The following is a 16,483-nucleotide window of genomic DNA, read 5'->3' on the forward strand; positions in this document are numbered from 1 at the left end:
TATTAATCTCCTGCTTTCAAGACTTCCATGAAGGCGCTTTGAGGGATATTGACTTTACCAATCTCTTTCATGCGCTTCTTACCCTTTTTCTGCTTTTCCCACAACTTGCGTTTGCGAGAAATATCTCCACCATAACACTTCGCTGTGACGTTTTTGGTGATGGCGCGGATGGTTTCGCGGGCAACAATTTTGCCTCCGATAGCTGCTTGAATAGGCACTTTAAAGAGCTGCATAGGAATCACTTCCACAAGCTTTGCACAAATTGCCCGCCCTTTACTCTCGGCTTTGGTTCTGTGAACCAAGCAGGAAAAGGCATCGACCGGCTCTTCATTGACTCGGATTTCTAGTTTAATGATTTCGCTTTGCTCGTAATTATCAAACTCATAGTCAAATGAACCGTAGCCTTTTGTTATAGACTTCAGCTTGTCATTAAAGTCGGTAATGATTTCGTTTAAGGGGAGCCGATAGGTTAGCAGCAGACGGCGTGAGTCCATTGTTTCTGTCTTCACGCAAACGCCTCGCTTATCCATCCCTAGATTCATGATGGCTCCAAGATACTCGGATGGAATCATGATGTGGCACTTTACCCATGGCTCTTCGACCATGCGGATAAAGGTGGGGTCTGGATAGTGAGCTGGATTATCAACTGTCTTAACGGTGCCATCGTTCAAAGTGAAGCGGTAAATAACGCTTGGAGCCGTTGAGATGATGTCAATGTCGAATTCACGTTGGATGCGCTCAAAGACGATTTCTAAGTGCAAGAGGCCCAAGAATCCACAGCGGAAACCAAAGCCTAAGGCAGTACTGCTTTCCTGTTCAATGTGGAGGGCTGAATCGTTTAATTGCAGCTTGGCTAATGCATCGCGCAGCGCTTCAAAATCTGTTGCGTCGATAGGATAAATTCCAGCAAAAACAACCGGAGAAATGAGTTTAAAGCCAGGTAAAGCCTCTGGAGCCGGATACTTTTGTAAAGTGATCGTGTCGCCAATCTTGACATCAGAGGTGCTCTTAATATTGGCAATCATGTAGCCGACTTCACCAGGCCTTAATACGTCGACTGGCTTTTCTTTAGGAGTGAACATGCCAACTTCTAAGACTTCAAATGTCTTGTTAGTCACCATCATTTTAATGAGAGAGCCTCTTTTGATTTCTCCACTGATGACTCGAATATAGACCATGACGCCGCGATAGACATCGTAGTGGGAATCGAATACCAAGGCCCGCAATAGGTCGTCTTCCGGCTCTTGTGGATGGGGAACGGCTGTTAAGATCCTTTCCAGCACGGCATCTACGCCAAGCCCTGACTTGGCAGAGCATCCGATTGCATCCGACGCATCTAGGCCAATGACATCTTCAATTTGCTTGCGCACTCCTTCGACATCGGCTGCTGGCAGATCGATCTTGTTAATAACGGGAACAATTTCTAGATTTCGTTCTAAAGCCAGGTGAACGTTGGCTAAACTTTGGGCCTGAACTCCCTGACCCGCATCGACGACGAGTAAAGCCCCTTCACAGGCCGCTAAAGAGCGAGAAACTTCATAGGTAAAGTCGACGTGGCCCGGGGTGTCGATGAGGTTGATTTGATAGATTTCTCCATCTTTAGACTCATAATACATGGTTACAGGGTGAGCCTTAATCGTAATTCCTCTTTCCCGCTCTAAATCCATATCGTCTAATAACTGCTCCTGCATATCGCGTGCAGCGACAGTATGAGTCAATTCTAATAAGCGGTCCGCTAAAGTCGATTTGCCGTGGTCAATGTGTGCTATGATTGAGAAGTTGCGGATATTTTTGATATTATATTTATACATAAATGATTGTTTTCCGAAATGATTGGGAAGAGAATAAATTTAATCGATTTAAATAAACTTTTCAAGTGAGGAATGCAACTCAAACAATTGACATATCAACATCCGCTTCAATAAGAGGCATGTTTTTAATCTGGACATATCTGCAAAGTTGATCTCAAAAGAAATAAACAACCGTTATTCAGATAAAGAATGAGTCTAAAAATACACTGGTTATAAAGAACTATGCTTAATAGTCAATGTAACAAGAACGTTTGCGGCCAAGATGACTCGAACATCCACCGAGTTGCCCCGACTAGAACCTGAATCTAGCGCGTCTACCAATTCCGCCATGGCCGCATGATAAAAGAAGGATGATAGTACGCCATTCAATGATTTTCGTAAAACAAAATCCTTGCCTATTCGCATCAAAAAATAAGCCTTGCCCTTCCCGCTCTTTAATTCTCCTTCAAACCATCACCCTGGTTCAAAGGCCACCGCGCTATGAACTATTTTTAAAGGAATTGCAGAAAAATATCAGCCAGCCATCTCCGCACATTCAAACGGCGCTGAAAACGGCTTTGAAAAAAATTCAAAAAGGGACGGCAAATATGAATGAAAAAGTACGCTATACGGTGTTATTCAATCCGCAAGATCTTAAAAAAATTCATGGGAAACTATCCGAGGGGTCAAGCGATAAAAGTGAATCGCAGTCATCTGCCGAGCTTTCGATTGGCGATCGGGATTACTATTGCATTAGATTTTATTGCATACCGCTATTTTATGCCTTTCTGCTTGGGAGTTCAAATTAGAGGCACGAACCTCAGTGGGAAGATCGAGACTCATCGGGAGCACTTTATTATATTGAGCTCTATAATACTGCCTCCACAACGCCGGCTATTCGTTTGATGAAAGACATTAACGGTGTTGTTTCATTTGATCAACCAATACAGTGATGACCCCTTTTAAGAGATTGCTTTGCCACCCATTTGGAAAGCTTAGATATTTTCATTCATTTCTGCAGAGTTGGCCCGTAAAAGCTAATCTGTGATAGATTGAAACTTTTAAACTTTCTTAAGAACCGAATAATTTGATCTTCTTCACTTTTGCTATTAAATGAGCATCTCATTGGAGAAATCAAAGATTGCAAGAAGTTTTGATGTTGGCCGCGAATGAGGCAATGAAAACGGGGTTTGTCATTTTTTGGAGAATTGATGGAAGACAGCAAGAAAGATAAAAGCGGTTGGGGATCGTATTCAAAAGAGACCTGTATTGCCTTTATTAGCCTAGTTCTCATTGTTCTCCATGTCTTTTTGGGCTACTTGTTTGTTGTAGATCCATTCTATCAAAACCTTCCACTCCTCATTGCTTTAGTAGTCGGGGGAATTCCTCTTGTCTTTGATTTGCTGTTAAACCTCGTACGACTTGAGTTCAGCTCAGATCTATTAGCTGGAATTTCTATTGTAACCTCTGTGTGGCTCGAACAATATTTGGCAGGAACGCTTGTCGTATTGATGCTTTCTGGCGGGCAAGCTTTAGAGCTGTATGCTGTGCGCAGAGCATCTTTTTTGCTAGAGGCTTTGGCAAATCGCATGCCCAATATTGCTCATCGCAAAACCGACAAGCTGATTGATGTGCCACTTGATCAAGTTGAGGTGGACGATAGTTTAGTAATTTATCCTCATGAAATATGCCCTGTCGATGGTGAAGTCATAGAGGGGCATGGCATCATGGATGAGTCTTACTTGACTGGCGAGCCATTTTTAATCGATAAAATACCAGGTTCCCTTGTGCTTTCAGGATCTATCAATGGCGATAGGGCCTTGACGATTAAAGCCTCGAAAAAGGCTGAGGATTCTCGCTATGCGAAGATTATGAAAGTCATGTTGGTGTCTGAGCAGCGTAAGCCTCGCCTTAGACGTTTGGGTGATGAGCTCGGAGCTTTTTATACCCCTCTGGCCTTAGTATTTGCAATCATTGCTTGGGCGGCAAGCGGGGATCCTATTCGTTTTTTAGCTGTATTGGTGATTGCTACACCCTGCCCTTTACTGATTGCCATTCCAGTTGCTATCATAGGAGCAGTTTCTCTGAGTGCTAAGAGCGGAATTATTATCAAAAATCCAGCCGTACTAGAGCAGATTGCCAAATGCAGTGCGATTATTTTTGATAAAACAGGAACGCTGACTTATGGCAAGCCGACTCTAACAGATGTGATGAGCTTTCATTCCTTTTCTGATAATCAGATTTTGTCATTAGCCGCAAGCCTGGAACATTACTCTAAACATCCGTTATCGAATGCTATTATTGACAAAGCTAAAAAAGAAAATATTGCGACCAAAGAACCTAGCCAAATCAGTGAAAAACCTGGTGAGGGACTTTCTGGCCTAGTCGATCATCATCATATTTTTATCACGAGCCGCTCTAGCCTTCTTAAGAAGGGAAGACAAGATGTAGTTGCCCAATTGCCGCCTGAGGGGGGATTGGAATGCATTTTGATGGTGGATGATAAATTGGCAGCCCATTTTCGCTTTCATGACACGCCTCGCAAGGATAGCCGCTCTTTTATTTCTCATTTGAACCCCATGCATCACTTTGAAAAAGTCATGATCGTATCTGGCGATCGTGAGCAGGAAGTAAAGTATTTAGCAGAACAAATCGGCATTTCAGAGATTTATGCCGGCAAAACCCCGGAAGAAAAAGTCGACATTGTTGAGGAAGAAACCAAAAAACATCCTACCATCTATTTAGGAGATGGTATTAATGATGCACCAGCTTTGGCAGCCGCTACGGTAGGAATTGCATTCGGGCAAAACAGCGAAATTACGACCGAAGCAGCCGATGCGGTTATTTTAGATAACTCTTTAGCAAAGGTGGATGAGATTCTCCATATTGGCAGACGCATGCGTCGTATTGCCTTGCAAAGCGCAGTAGGGGGGATTAGCTTATCGCTCATTGGAATGCTAATCGCAGCACTTGGCTATCTTCCTCCCGTTATGGGAGCTGTTTTACAGGAAATTATAGATGTTTTTGCCGTCTTAAATGCATTGCGGGTCGCATTTCCAAGAGATAAACTAACTGATTTTTAAATTTGACCATGAACCTCACTGATTCCTGCCGGACTCTAATGGCAAGCTGCTTAAAAGAAATATGCCAATCAAAAGTGAGTTAAAAAGCCTTCCTCTACCGTTCGGAGAGGAAGCACAAAACAGCAAAATTATGCATAATGGGTTCTGAGATGCTGCGAAATGATTTCAATGCATTCTTTCAAGGGCTTATCTGTTAATTGAGGGGCAACACTATTCCACGATTGTTGAAACTGAATCGCTTCTTGGTCTTGATATCCATGAAGTTTGATTGTTAGCCCTGTATGCTGAGCGGCTAAACAATGAAGCAAATAGATTGCATGGGTATCGTTACTAAAGGCCCCACAACCAATTTTTCCCGAATGAATGATTGGATGATCGGATTGTTCCTTAATTAATTGCAAACCTGCCATTAAGGTGTTGAAATTGTCCTTGAGCGTTGACGGATCCCATTGTTCGGCACGATTTCTTGAAAACAATTTAGGTGCGGCGATTGCAAGTATATTGACGTTTTGAGGATGAGCTAATGGTATTGTCGAATCTAAAAGCTCTGATTCCGATAAACCTGATAGTTTATCTCCATATGCCAAATCATTGTTCACTGCCTGCACACGATGAAGACCTTTCATTAAGTAAGGATTAGGAGATCCTCTCATGACTCGATTCCTATCCGTTAAAGAACCTTCTCGGGTAGTAATATCACACCAACCTGTCTTGCTGGAACTTAAATGTCCCGCTATATGAGCTGCAAAATCGGGCATTTCATGGACCATTATCTCTTCCTGAACAAAACCATGTGTAAAACATCCTCCGCCTAAACTGGCATTGGCAAAGTCTACCCAAAAGTCTTCAGAGACAGAATCTGTAGGCACATAATCGTAAAAAGCAGATGTTACGCTTAAATTTAAAGTTCTTTCAGCTCTAAATCTCTCACTGAAATAAGAGGGATCTATAGGTAGAGGGTCGGCCGATGTTGATGAAAATTTGAAGTTATCCCTATTTTCTAATCTGAACGTTTTAAGCTCAATCGGACATTCCTTGGAGATAAAAAGGTCCAGTCCTTGCTGAATTAAAGCAGCTTTTTTCTGCTCCACGGGAGATCCTTTCTTTAAGGCGGCTATTTCCAACCTTAGATCGCTCAAAGAGACAAAAGCATAGGAATGCTTCTGATTGTTAAACGGATTGAAAGCGTCAACTTTCCCGCGATTCGGGCTTTTCGGATTGTGAGTATCAGTGAAAGAATGATTGGTTGTAGGACCAGCGCAATAGACTTTTACTCTTGTCTTGCCAGATATTCCTGCATTCCAATTGTCGCTAGAATTGGGCAATCTCAAAATAAATTTTACGAGCGCACTCACTACTAGCCACACACGGTTTGGGAAAGAATAACTTTTTTCATACCGACCAATAAATCTATATTCCCTTCCGTTGTGATCAACGGACATTGTCTTTGGAGGTTTACCTGGTACCGGATAATAGTCGTTAGGAAGCTCGTTAATTTCAGTAATAAGAATAGTCATCATTTGCCTTCTTTATGTTAAAATTGATATTAATTTTAATTTATCTTTGCTTTCTTTATGTTAATTTTTTGTAAAATAATCTTAATTTTTAGGGTATTTAACTTCGATCAATCGCTCTTCCATGCCTATGGTCAAGAGGCATTTATTAAGAGTAATAGGTGTGTTCAGGGCTAGTTGGAACTAAGGAATAAAAAAAATACAAGCTTGACTATGATGCTTATAGCCAGCTTGTTTACAAGGATGGATTAATTTGGAGTCTTGCTGCTTTAGCCCTTTTTGCTAATGCTGGTTTTTCAAGATCACCTTTAAAGCATTTTGATGGGCAGCATCTTTAAACACTTCATAGGCCTTCAAAATGTCTTTTAAATCAAAGTGGTGGGTGATCAGCCGCTCAGGTTTGAGCTTGCCATTTTTAAAAGTCGTGAGAAGAGTTGGAATACTATATGTATCGACTAGTGCTGTTGTGAGGGTAATATTGCGATCCCAAAGCTTTTCTAAATGAAAATCAACGCTTGTTCCATGGACTCCAACATTGGCGATAAAGCCGCCGGGAGCAATGATGGACTGGCAGATATCGAAGGCGGAACGATTGCCGACGGCTTCGATCGCTACATTGACTCCTTTGTTTTGTGTCAGACTCATGATGGTTTCAACTGCTCGATCGCTACTGCCATTAACAATAGCTGTTGCACCCAAGCGTTTGGCCATTTCCAAGCGGTGGCCGTCTAAATCCACAACAAAAATATTGGCTGGAGAGTAGAATTGCGCCGTCAACAAAGCGGCTAAGCCTACGGGACCCGCTCCAATGATTGCCACCGTGTCTCCTAGCTTGATCTGTCCCTTTAAAACACCTGTTTCGAAACCCGTTGGTAAAATATCGCTGAACATGACGGCAACTTCTTCGTCGACTTCTGGCGGAAGGGGATGAAGGCTTGTGTCGGCATAAGGAATGCGGACATATTCGGCTTGCGTTCCATCAATTTTATGCCCCAGCAGCCAACCGCCTACTTCGCAATGCGAGTACATTTTATTTTTGCAGTAAGAGCATTTTCCGCAGCAGGTAATGCATGAGATTAAGACCTTGTCATTCACATGGAAATTGGACACTCCGTTTCCAACAGCTTCAATGATGCCAACTCCTTCGTGCCCAAGTGTGCGCCCACTTATAACTGTTGGTACATCGCCTTTCATGATGTGAAGGTCGGTCCCGCAAATGGTTGTTCTTAATATTTTGACAATGCAGTCGGTCGGTTTTTCCAACTGAGGCTTTGGCTTATCTTCTAAAGAGATTTTACCGGGACCTTGATAGACTAAAGCTTTCATAGCTGGGCTCCTGCTAATTGTGTTCGATATTTTAGAAAAAGTGACCTAAATGGAATCCGTTAATTAAACCTTATACGAGAGGCGTCCTCTCATTTCAGACGTTATAAGAATCGCTTTTGATCTTGGATTCTTTTCCGTCATGTCTTGAAGGTCTAGATAAACAGTGACCTTTCGACGCAAGCGCAGAGAATCTGACTGCTTGGCCTCCAATGAAGTTTTTGGAACATTTGTTGGGCGATTAAGAGGGGTTGGTGCATGTGCTGAAGGGATAGGAGTCGTAAAGCTGGAATGAAGTGGGATGGACATCGTGCCTCCTAGGTATTGAATTTGAATAGACTTAGTTATCCGAGTTATAAAGCGTGGCTGCATAACTTGGAATTTATGAGGTTTTTGACTGTTAGAGAATAACTCCAACTGTTTTCCAAGCTGTTCGAATGCTATTGTAAACTGTTTTGTCATTTGGAAAGAGCTGGTCTGCAGTCTTGATAGCGTTGGCAAACTCTGCCATCGTGGCGTCCAAAGAGTGTTTGCAAGGATGAAAGGGGTCTTGTTCAAATGGTGTTGCAACAGGTTGTGTAAGCAAGCTTAAACGATAATCCAAATTAACATACATAGTACTTTCCTTATGTAGGTATTATTAGGTCTATGGAAAAGGTTAATTTAAGAGCTTTGAGCTTGAGCAAAATTTGCAACCGACCTTTATCTTCCGATCTCTCAAGATTCAATGACGTTAAGCCAAATGAATAAAAAATTTTGTTATATGAGATCGAAAAGAAATGGTAAATAAAAAATATCTATTATTTTTATATATTGAGTATTGTTTGCAACGATCTTAATGTCTGCAAAGGACAGGTGATTCTATGCTTCCGATCTATTCCGATTTACTTGAGCCTTCCAACTCAAGCCTGGCCGAGTCTAAGCAGGCTTATCTCTGCTTGACAGAAAGGCATTTGCAAGCCCTGTGGCTAGAGCAAAAATACATTCATGCTTGGTTGACAAGTAGAGGTGAAGTTGTAGAGGTACTTTCGCCCGGTATTTGGAATACAGAAGCCGGACCAGACTTTTTAAAGGCTCATGTGCGCATCGGTGAAAAGGAATATAGGGGGGACGTAGAGATTCATTTAAGTGATGGCGGATGGTATCAACATGGACATCAAACAGATGAAAGATATGAGCAGGTTATTCTCCATCTCTCTTATTACATGCCTCAAAAGCCTCAAAAGCTTTTAAAAACAAATGGCCCTATTCCTTTTCAGATCTACATCGAGAATGTTCTGACGGTACCAGCTGCTCGCCTGGTTAAATTGATAGATTTAGATCTTTATCCCTATAGACGCTTTGTAGGCAGTGGCCAATGTGCCAGCCGCTTATTCAAGCATCTATCAGAAGAGCGCATTCGCTTTTTATTGACTTCTGCTGCATTTTGGCGCTTAGAGAGAAAAGAAGTGTTTTTGCAAAGCCACCTGACAGGCCGCTCCTTGCAGTTAGCAGGTGGGATGGCAATGGCTCTTGGCTATAAGCACAACGCTGAGGCTTTTTTAGAGCTATTTTTGTTTTTATTTCCTTACCGTGACATTTCCTATAGCGAATTGCTTGCCTTGGCAATAGGCTGTTGCGGCTTTTTTGAGACTGGACGCAAAATAAATTGGGAGCAATCCAGTTATTATCAAGAGCTTCGTTCTTTGTGGTGGGGGTTAAGGGATAAGTTGACCCATCAAGCTTCCCTGAGGCTGGATCACATCAGGCCCCTCAATCACCCAGTCCGCCGCTTGGCATATCTTGTAAAGTTATTGCAAGATCCTAAAATGGATTGCTTATGGCTTGATCTTTTAAGAGAATGGGAGCGAAATGTGGAAGAATTGGCTACTTCGATGCGTCCAAAAAGCTTTTTGGACCGATTAATAGCCCTCATTCCTGCTTATGGAGATGATTACTGGAAGCGGCATTACACTTTTGAGGCGCAAGCTCAAAAGAAAGAGCTTCCTTTGATCGGCTATGATCTAAAAAGGGAATTCGTTGTAAATACCTATTTACCTCTTTTATATGCGACTCTCAAAGAGAGATGCCAGCTATCACATTTGGCTGTTTTTCAGACCTTTTACGCCAGTCTTGGTGCTCCAAAGACGAGCAAGGGGCGCTATTTGACCCATCGGTTTTTCGGTGAGGCGTCCAAAGGGAAGCTTCTGAATAAAGCCACACTTATGCAAGGAGCCTATCAGCTCCATAAAGATTTTTGTGTGCATCATGAAGCTAGTTGCGAGGGATGTCCTTTTGTTGAGCGCTATCTAAATCGGTTTTGAATCTAAGATTTTTAATTGTGTTTCATGTGCAGCTTGATTCGGTCTTCTTCGTCGAAATGGTAGTGCCAAGACCAGCTAGGGTTCTCGATCTTTGTCAATTCCTCAGCCAAAGTGCCATCAGAGGCTGCTTTTAGAGTTAGGCGGTGGTAGGCCGGAACTTCAAAGTAGCAGTTTCCGGTAAGTGTGATATGTTCGGCATGGAATTCGGCTCCTTCTTTGAGATGGATCCTTACACACTCATTACGCTGGAGCTTATTTTTCCAAAAGTGCTGGGGCAGCCTGTAATCGATTCCTTTGTTCCGGATGGTCACATGTTGCAGATGGCAGCGACTCTCAAGACCATATTCCAAAAGATCATTCTCGTTGATTGAACCGAGAGGTGAGGGAGATTCAATCAATAAACTGCCTTCGAGATCGAGATGGTCAATGTTGACTTCTGCAAGCTCAATTTGAAGCTCAGACCTATCTGCAAAGCGGCCATGCCGTATTTTTTGCTGAACGACAGAGTAAAGAGGGCCCAAAGCAGGATGGAAAAGAAATATGCAATTCGGCCCTGCTTTTAAAAACTCATCAAGAGATTGTTCATCAGGCACTTTGAAGTGGCAACCCTGATTTAGAAGTTCGCGATTATTGGAAAGGATGTCGTAGTAGGCTTGCTCGGGAGTCGAAACAGCAGACTCTCCTGGTGTATAAGATTTTTTTGTTGTCGAAATTGTCTTGGAGCGCTTGTTATAGACGATGAATGATTTAAGCCTCCGTTGGAACTCCTTCCTTGGTAGACGATTTGGGAAGCGATCTACTATGTAATCTGCAATGTTTTGCATCGTAGATTCTAGTCTGCCGCCTGGAACAAATGAGACATGTCCTTCTTGGTCTATATAGGAGACTTTCGACTTCATATTAATCAGCTGACCTGGAATGGGACAACTGTGCAAGGCTTCTTGAATGGCTGGAATATGAACAAATAAAATATTGGTGTTAGTTGGGTAGATAGAATAAGGGCTGCCTTCTTTTGCAGGCTCTTCACCAATCCCACGATAGGCAAAGTCTGTATATTCGATGTTTGTGAGGCGGTATTCAAAATGATTCGAGACTTCTGTTTCAATTAAGACATTTGTTCCTTCGGCACTGTTTAAAAGGCGTTCGCAAGAGACAAATCCAAAAGCTTTCTTTTGTTTGCATCCAATTCCAACTAAGCCAAGTATCGAGCTGTCAATGCCTGCCAAAGGATTATTAATTTGGCGCACCAATCCGTCTTCAATGCCTTGCGAGGCTAGCCAGGCAAACACACCTTGTTCTTCGGCTAACTTCCACATCACACCATGGCCACCTGGTTTAAGCGTCAATGTTAGAGGTGAAGAAAGTGACCAATTTCCTTCTTGTGTAAGGACGGGGACGAGGGGCTGAATAAAAAAATAAAAACTTTCTGGCGGCCTGCCAAACCAATTATAGCGCTGACAAATGTCTAGAATATGGGCGTGATTATTTTTTTCCGTGGAAGTCATCATTGCTACAGGAATGCAAAGTTGCTTGTCGTATAGTTTAAAATGGAGGTATTCCCGGGCCTGCAAATCACGTATGAGCCCTTCAAGCAATGATTTTCCCAAAAAAGGCAGGACGGCGGCGGGTAGAGGAACTTTTGTCTCCTCATCCATGAGATTTAACCGGTCACCTGCTCCGCCGACAGGATAGATTTCAACGAGTTTGCCCAAACTCTCCAATCCCCATCGAATGGCTTTACGTACAGCAGGTTTATCATGTCCTAAAAATAGCCCTTCCGGCTGAATGTAGCTCGTATTGTCGAGAGATGGCTTTTTAAGAGTGCTTTGAAAAAAAATCATGGATAAGACAGTCAAATGGTATCCAATGATTCCCCCCATGTATTGATAAAAATGCTCGATGCTGACCAGTTGCTGGGCCAATTTATGCAAACGCTCAAAAGGCTCTTTTTCCACTACTGTTTGATTGAAGACAATCGGGCCTTGGCCAATGGCGATAATCGATTTAATCGCATAATCGCTCTCCTCATTTAAGCCTGCTAAATAGGGTTGTAGGAGATTAGATCTATGAAAAAAATCTTTAACAATTGGGAGGGAATTTAAGATAGCAAGCTTCTCGGTTATGATAGAGGTTTGTCGCAAATTTGCAACGAGTGTCCGAAGGTCATAAACGTGCTGTTCTAAATTCAAAGCCATTTTACTCCCGATCATATAAGTTTAGCTTGCGTTTTTGATAAGTTTTTATTTAGCCATAGATTACATTTATAATGCCTAGATTCTAGATTATTTCTCAAACTGGTTAAAAGTTGATGACAACCTTATCGGTAGTTTACAGCAAATTAGTTTGATCATGCCTCCACAACGTCCTTCAATCGTTTCATGATTAATTTGACGTTGCCTTTAAAATCTAAAAAGAAGAGGGTAGCTTGCCTTAAATGCTTATTTTAGTCTTGAAAAATTTTATTCTTAAAGATTTATTTAATTCATAAGATCAAAAATTAATGATGTTAAATTTTAAGAGTTACATCTAAAACAGACTGTTTTTAATTTATTTGGGAAGTTAGTGTGAGATTTTTTTAAATTAAGCAAATATGACTCAAAGTTAAGGAGTTAAATTTTTTTGCTTTGGCAATTAGATCCGCGTGATGGTCTTTTTGCATAAAAAGCAAACAAATTGTTTTGACTAGAAAATGCAACAGCGATAAAAGAATCCCGATAAGATGACTCAGTGTCTCGCCTATAGTGTTCATCAAATATCAAAGGAGATTTTAGGATGACAAAAGATACGAAAGATACAAAAAAAAATTCTGCGTTCATGAGACCCGTACAAGTGAGCGAAACACTTGCTGAAATTGTTGGAAATGGCCCTATGCCAAGAACGGAAGTGACCAAGCGTGTGTGGGATTATATTAAAAAACACAAGTTGCAAGATCAAACTAACAAGCGTAATATCAATCCAGATGCCAAATTGGCCAAAGTCTTGGGATCAAACCAATCTATTGATATGTTTAAAATGACTAGCAAGATTGCTAAGCATTTAAAAGAGCCTGAAATGTCTGGATCTAAGCATTAATTCTCTGCATCTCATTATCCTTTTTAGCTTTAAGTGAACCTAGGTGCGTCTATAGATTTTACATTTTATAGGCGCATTTATTTTTCTCGTTCTTTTCTTTATTTTCTCATCTCAGCTATAATTTTTCTCTTTATGGGAAATAACAATGCGTCAAAAAAAGAAATGGGCTGAGTGGGCTTGGGATGCGTGGTGCGTTGCCTCTGTCATAGGACTTTGGCCACGCTTTATTGAACCGCATCTACTTTCTGTCACAAAGCTTGCTCTTCCGATTCCTCGCTTGCCACCGAATCTGAATGGTTTAAACATTTTGCAATTCAGTGATTTACATTGGAGTTGGAGATTTTCTTGGCATTTGAAGCGTAAGCTCATCCGAAAGATCAACCGCCTGAAGCCTGACATGATCGTTTTTACTGGAGACTTTCTTTGCCGGTCGAAGCTGGAAGATAAAGAAGGATTGAAAAGCCTTTTATCCTCTTTGCAGGCCCCATATGGCTGCTTTGCTATCTTGGGCAATCACGATTATGAACGGTTCATTACGGTCAATGGGGAGGGCTATTACGACGTTGAGCACCCATCTGAAACATCCGATATCGGCAAGGGCTTTAAGCGCCTCTTCAGTTCGACTATGCTAACTGGGCAAGCAACGGCAGAGGCTCGGAAGGTCAGCCAGCATCAAGAGCTCATCGATCTCTTGAGCCAAACCCCTTTCCAGTTGCTTAATAATGAGACCCAGTTGGTTTCTTTGAAAGACTGTAAGATTAACGTATGCGGGCTAGAAGAGTATTCGCTCGGCCGCTTTAATCCCGAAAAAGCCTTCCAAGATTATGACAGGGCTTATCCAGGCATTGTACTTTCACATAATCCGGATACGATTGAGCGTCTAAAGCCGTATCCTGGAGACATTATTTTGGCGGGGCATACGCATGGTGGACAAGTCAATCTTCCTTTTTTATGGAGAAAATTTACCCAGATCGAGCATTTAGAATTTAAAAGCGGGCTTAAGAGCATTGGCAAAAAGTGGGCCTATATCAATCGCGGCTTGGCGAGCGTCATGCGCTTTCGCTGGTTTGCCATGCCAGAATTAACTTTATTGACTTTACAAGTGGAAAAAGATGGCTAAGATTCCCTTTGCGGTTGTGTTTTTGGCAGGTGGAATGGGAACCCGTATGGGAGGCTCTGTTCCCAAGCAATATTTAACGATTCACAATAAGCCCCTAGCTTTGCATAGTTTTGAAATATTTGCCTCGATGCCAGAAGTTCATCAAATTGTCGTGGTTTGCGAGTCTGCTTATGAAGATCTTTTCAAGCTTTATGAGGGGAGTAAGCCCCTTCTGTTTGCAAGGCCTGGCTTGCGCCGCCAAGATTCTTTGTGGAATGGCATTCAGTTCTTGGAAGGAGATCCGCTTGTTTGCGTCCACGATTCTGCACGTCCCTTTATCGGAGCTTCATTGATCAGACGGGCGGTGGAGTCTGCAGAGGAAATAGGAGCGGCGGCCATTGGCGTGCGTGTCAAGGCGACGATTAAAGTCTGTAATAGCGAGCAGATGATTGTGAATACGCCTGATCGCTCTCAATTATGGGAAATGCAGACACCACAAGTGGTTCGTCTAAACCTGCTCAAAGAAGGTTTTGCCATTGCTCAGGAAACAAACATGACTGTGACAGATGATGTAGCGCTTGCAGAACTGGCTGGAAAGCCTGCAAAAGTTATAGAGGGTTCTTATATAAATATCAAAGTGACGACGCCGGAAGATTTGCTGGTTGCGCAAAAATTTTTAGAAAATCATGCACTGTTATAAATTGACAATTGCCTATGAGGGCACCCATTACAGCGGATGGCAGGTACAGCCCAATGCTTCTTCCGTGCAACAGCACATTCAAGAGGCATTAGCGGTCATTTTAAAAACAGACAAGATTGGCATCATAGGGTCTGGACGCACGGATGCAGGCGTCCATGCCAGGGCGCAAATCGCTCATTTTCAATCAGAAGAGCAGCTGAATCTTCACCGCATACTTGTTTCTCTAAATGGACTTTTGCCGCACGATATTCGAATCATGCAGGTGGAGCTAGCCTCTTCCAACTTTCACTCTCAGTACAGTGCAATCGGAAAAGAGTATCACTACCATCTTTATCTAAACCGCGTGATGAATCCTTTTCAACGCCTTTATAGCTGGCATTTGTTGCGCAAAATCAATGTTGATTTATTAAAACAAGCCTCACGCTTATTTATTGGAACGCATGATTTTACTTCCTTTGCCAATGAAGCGCATGCTGGAACGGCGGCTCATGATCCTGTTAGAACACTCTATCGCCTCGACACGATAGAAGTGGAGGGCGGGCTTCGGCTCGAGTTTGAAGGGGATGGCTTTCTGTATAAGATGGTGCGCAACATTGTTGGGACTTTAGTAGATGTGGCCTCAAACAAGAAGACTTTAGAAGAGATCGATCGGATTTTTGCAGCCAAGGACCGCCGCTTAGCCGGAATGGCAGCACCGCCGCAAGGGCTCTTTTTGGTAAGAGTCGATTATCCAGATGATCATCTCATCTATGGATGATCATCGTCATTTATGGCTGTAAAACTTGGATAGTAGGCGAGCTCTTCCTTCAAGAGGTGTTTTAAGTAAGGGGAATTTTGCGGACAGATCAAAACGGGTTTTGCAGAAGTCTGCAAAAGGGCATTCAAGCCTCTTGGGCTATCTTCGAAGCCAATGATCCTGTCACCATTTTGTGCCAGGCGCTGGATGGCAGTTTGATAGCACTCAGGATCAGGCTTGGGATTGCTATAGTCTTCTCTTGTCAACCAGTGAGGGATGCTATCGAGAATGGGATTCTGATGCCGGATTGTTTGAATAAGCGTGATGGAAGAATGCGTCACGACGCAGCGCTTAATATTGGCTTCTTTTAAAGCCAATAGAAGATTTGCTGCGCCAGGCATTAACTCGGCCGCGCCTGCTTTTAAAAGATTCAGGAATGCTTTTTTCTTTTCAGCATAAAGAACGCTCCAGTCAGGTTCTTGAGCATAAAGAGCTGGGAATTCGGCATAAATGCGATCCCTTAATCCCGTTGCGTGGTGGTGGGCAGCATCAGAGTAGCGCTCAAAATTCCAATTTAAAGGAAAGCCGCGCGCGGCGCACATGTGTTGATAGGCCTGGAAATGGAGCGATTCGGTATTGACTAGGAGGCCATCAAAGTCGAATAAAAAGAGCTGATATTGGTGAATCCATTGCATGGGAAATCCTTTGCACTATGGGTATTAGCAAGCTGTACATAAGTTGGGGAGTATAGCAGGTGAATGAATAGACTGCCTCTTAAAATCCAGCTTGCAGGCTCTTAAGCTATTCGTTCAGGTGCCGATCAAATGTATCGCCCTCAAAATGCCTGCCGCGCTAAGATAGAA

The 16,483-nt window shown here is 42.6% G+C and carries 14 protein-coding genes and 1 tRNA gene; 7 read left to right on the forward strand and 8 right to left on the reverse strand.

The window, feature by feature from the left end:
• Nucleotides 1-2: 2 nt before the first annotated feature.
• Together lepA and PNK_RS02270 are read right to left on the reverse strand one after the other, a co-directional pair.
• Nucleotides 3-1,811, reverse strand: coding sequence for a translation elongation factor 4 (gene lepA / locus PNK_RS02265; RefSeq protein WP_032125051.1), 1,809 nt, complete (start codon nucleotides 1,809-1,811; stop codon nucleotides 3-5).
• Nucleotides 1,812-2,063: 252 nt separating this feature from the next.
• Nucleotides 2,064-2,147, reverse strand: a tRNA-Leu gene (locus PNK_RS02270).
• A gap of 32 nt (nucleotides 2,148-2,179) precedes the next feature.
• Here PNK_RS02270 and PNK_RS02275 point away from each other — a divergent pair.
• Nucleotides 2,180-2,599 carry a RhoGEF domain-containing protein gene (locus PNK_RS02275; RefSeq protein ID WP_059060040.1) on the forward strand — a complete coding sequence of 140 codons (420 nt, stop codon included), beginning with the start codon at nucleotides 2,180-2,182 and terminating at the stop codon, nucleotides 2,597-2,599.
• Nucleotides 2,600-3,001: 402 nt separating this feature from the next.
• Nucleotides 3,002-4,873 carry a heavy metal translocating P-type ATPase gene (locus PNK_RS02280; protein WP_059060042.1) on the forward strand — a complete coding sequence of 624 codons (1,872 nt, stop codon included), beginning with the start codon at nucleotides 3,002-3,004 and terminating at the stop codon, nucleotides 4,871-4,873.
• Between the two features lie 128 nt (nucleotides 4,874-5,001).
• On the opposite strand, the gene PNK_RS02285 is transcribed toward PNK_RS02280, so the two are convergent.
• From PNK_RS02285 to PNK_RS02300, 4 genes are all read right to left on the reverse strand, one after another.
• Nucleotides 5,002-6,393: a hypothetical protein gene (locus PNK_RS02285; RefSeq protein ID WP_059060044.1), complete on the reverse strand. Its 1,392-nt coding sequence runs from the start codon at nucleotides 6,391-6,393 to the stop codon at nucleotides 5,002-5,004.
• A 276-nt stretch (nucleotides 6,394-6,669) separates the two neighbouring features.
• Nucleotides 6,670-7,713: a zinc-dependent alcohol dehydrogenase family protein gene (locus tag PNK_RS02290; RefSeq protein ID WP_032125055.1), complete on the reverse strand. Its 1,044-nt coding sequence runs from the start codon at nucleotides 7,711-7,713 to the stop codon at nucleotides 6,670-6,672.
• A gap of 63 nt (nucleotides 7,714-7,776) precedes the next feature.
• The gene (locus PNK_RS02295; protein ID WP_059060046.1) at nucleotides 7,777-8,019 is read right to left on the reverse strand and encodes a hypothetical protein; all 243 of its coding nucleotides are present in this window, start codon (nucleotides 8,017-8,019) and stop codon (nucleotides 7,777-7,779) included.
• A 91-nt stretch (nucleotides 8,020-8,110) separates the two neighbouring features.
• Nucleotides 8,111-8,326, reverse strand: coding sequence for a hypothetical protein (locus PNK_RS02300; RefSeq protein ID WP_032125057.1), 216 nt, complete (start codon nucleotides 8,324-8,326; stop codon nucleotides 8,111-8,113).
• A gap of 247 nt (nucleotides 8,327-8,573) precedes the next feature.
• Here PNK_RS02300 and PNK_RS02305 point away from each other — a divergent pair, with 247 nt between their 5' ends.
• Nucleotides 8,574-10,013: a DUF2851 family protein gene (locus PNK_RS02305; protein WP_059060048.1), complete on the forward strand. Its 1,440-nt coding sequence runs from the start codon at nucleotides 8,574-8,576 to the stop codon at nucleotides 10,011-10,013.
• A gap of 11 nt (nucleotides 10,014-10,024) precedes the next feature.
• Here the strand turns inward: PNK_RS02305 and PNK_RS02310 are convergent, their stop codons facing one another.
• Nucleotides 10,025-12,208, reverse strand: coding sequence for a UTP--glucose-1-phosphate uridylyltransferase (locus tag PNK_RS02310; RefSeq protein ID WP_059060050.1), 2,184 nt, complete (start codon nucleotides 12,206-12,208; stop codon nucleotides 10,025-10,027).
• A 577-nt stretch (nucleotides 12,209-12,785) separates the two neighbouring features.
• On the opposite strand from PNK_RS02310, the gene PNK_RS02315 reads away from it, so the two are divergent.
• From PNK_RS02315 to truA, 4 genes are all read left to right on the forward strand, one after another.
• Nucleotides 12,786-13,085, forward strand: coding sequence for an SWIB/MDM2 domain-containing protein (locus PNK_RS02315; RefSeq protein WP_059060051.1), 300 nt, complete (start codon nucleotides 12,786-12,788; stop codon nucleotides 13,083-13,085).
• A gap of 145 nt (nucleotides 13,086-13,230) precedes the next feature.
• Nucleotides 13,231-14,205, forward strand: coding sequence for a UDP-2,3-diacylglucosamine diphosphatase LpxG (gene lpxG, locus PNK_RS02320; RefSeq protein WP_059060054.1), 975 nt, complete (start codon nucleotides 13,231-13,233; stop codon nucleotides 14,203-14,205).
• On the forward strand, nucleotides 14,198-14,884 hold the full coding sequence (gene ispD / locus PNK_RS02325; protein ID WP_032125060.1) for a 2-C-methyl-D-erythritol 4-phosphate cytidylyltransferase: 687 nt from the start codon (nucleotides 14,198-14,200) through the stop codon (nucleotides 14,882-14,884). The genes lpxG and ispD overlap by 8 nt, the downstream gene beginning before the upstream one ends.
• A complete protein-coding gene (truA, locus tag PNK_RS02330) occupies nucleotides 14,871-15,641 on the forward strand; it encodes a tRNA pseudouridine(38-40) synthase TruA (protein WP_059060056.1) in 771 nt (256 codons plus the stop codon). The genes ispD and truA overlap by 14 nt, the downstream gene beginning before the upstream one ends.
• Here truA and PNK_RS02335 read toward each other — a convergent pair.
• The gene (locus PNK_RS02335; RefSeq protein WP_032125062.1) at nucleotides 15,632-16,315 is read right to left on the reverse strand and encodes an HAD family hydrolase; all 684 of its coding nucleotides are present in this window, start codon (nucleotides 16,313-16,315) and stop codon (nucleotides 15,632-15,634) included. The genes truA and PNK_RS02335 overlap by 10 nt on opposite strands.
• Nucleotides 16,316-16,483: the final 168 nt, after the last annotated feature.

It is taken from the genome of Candidatus Protochlamydia naegleriophila (genome assembly GCF_001499655.1).
In the GTDB taxonomy this organism is placed as follows: Bacteria; Chlamydiota; Chlamydiia; order Chlamydiales; family Parachlamydiaceae; genus Protochlamydia; species Protochlamydia naegleriophila.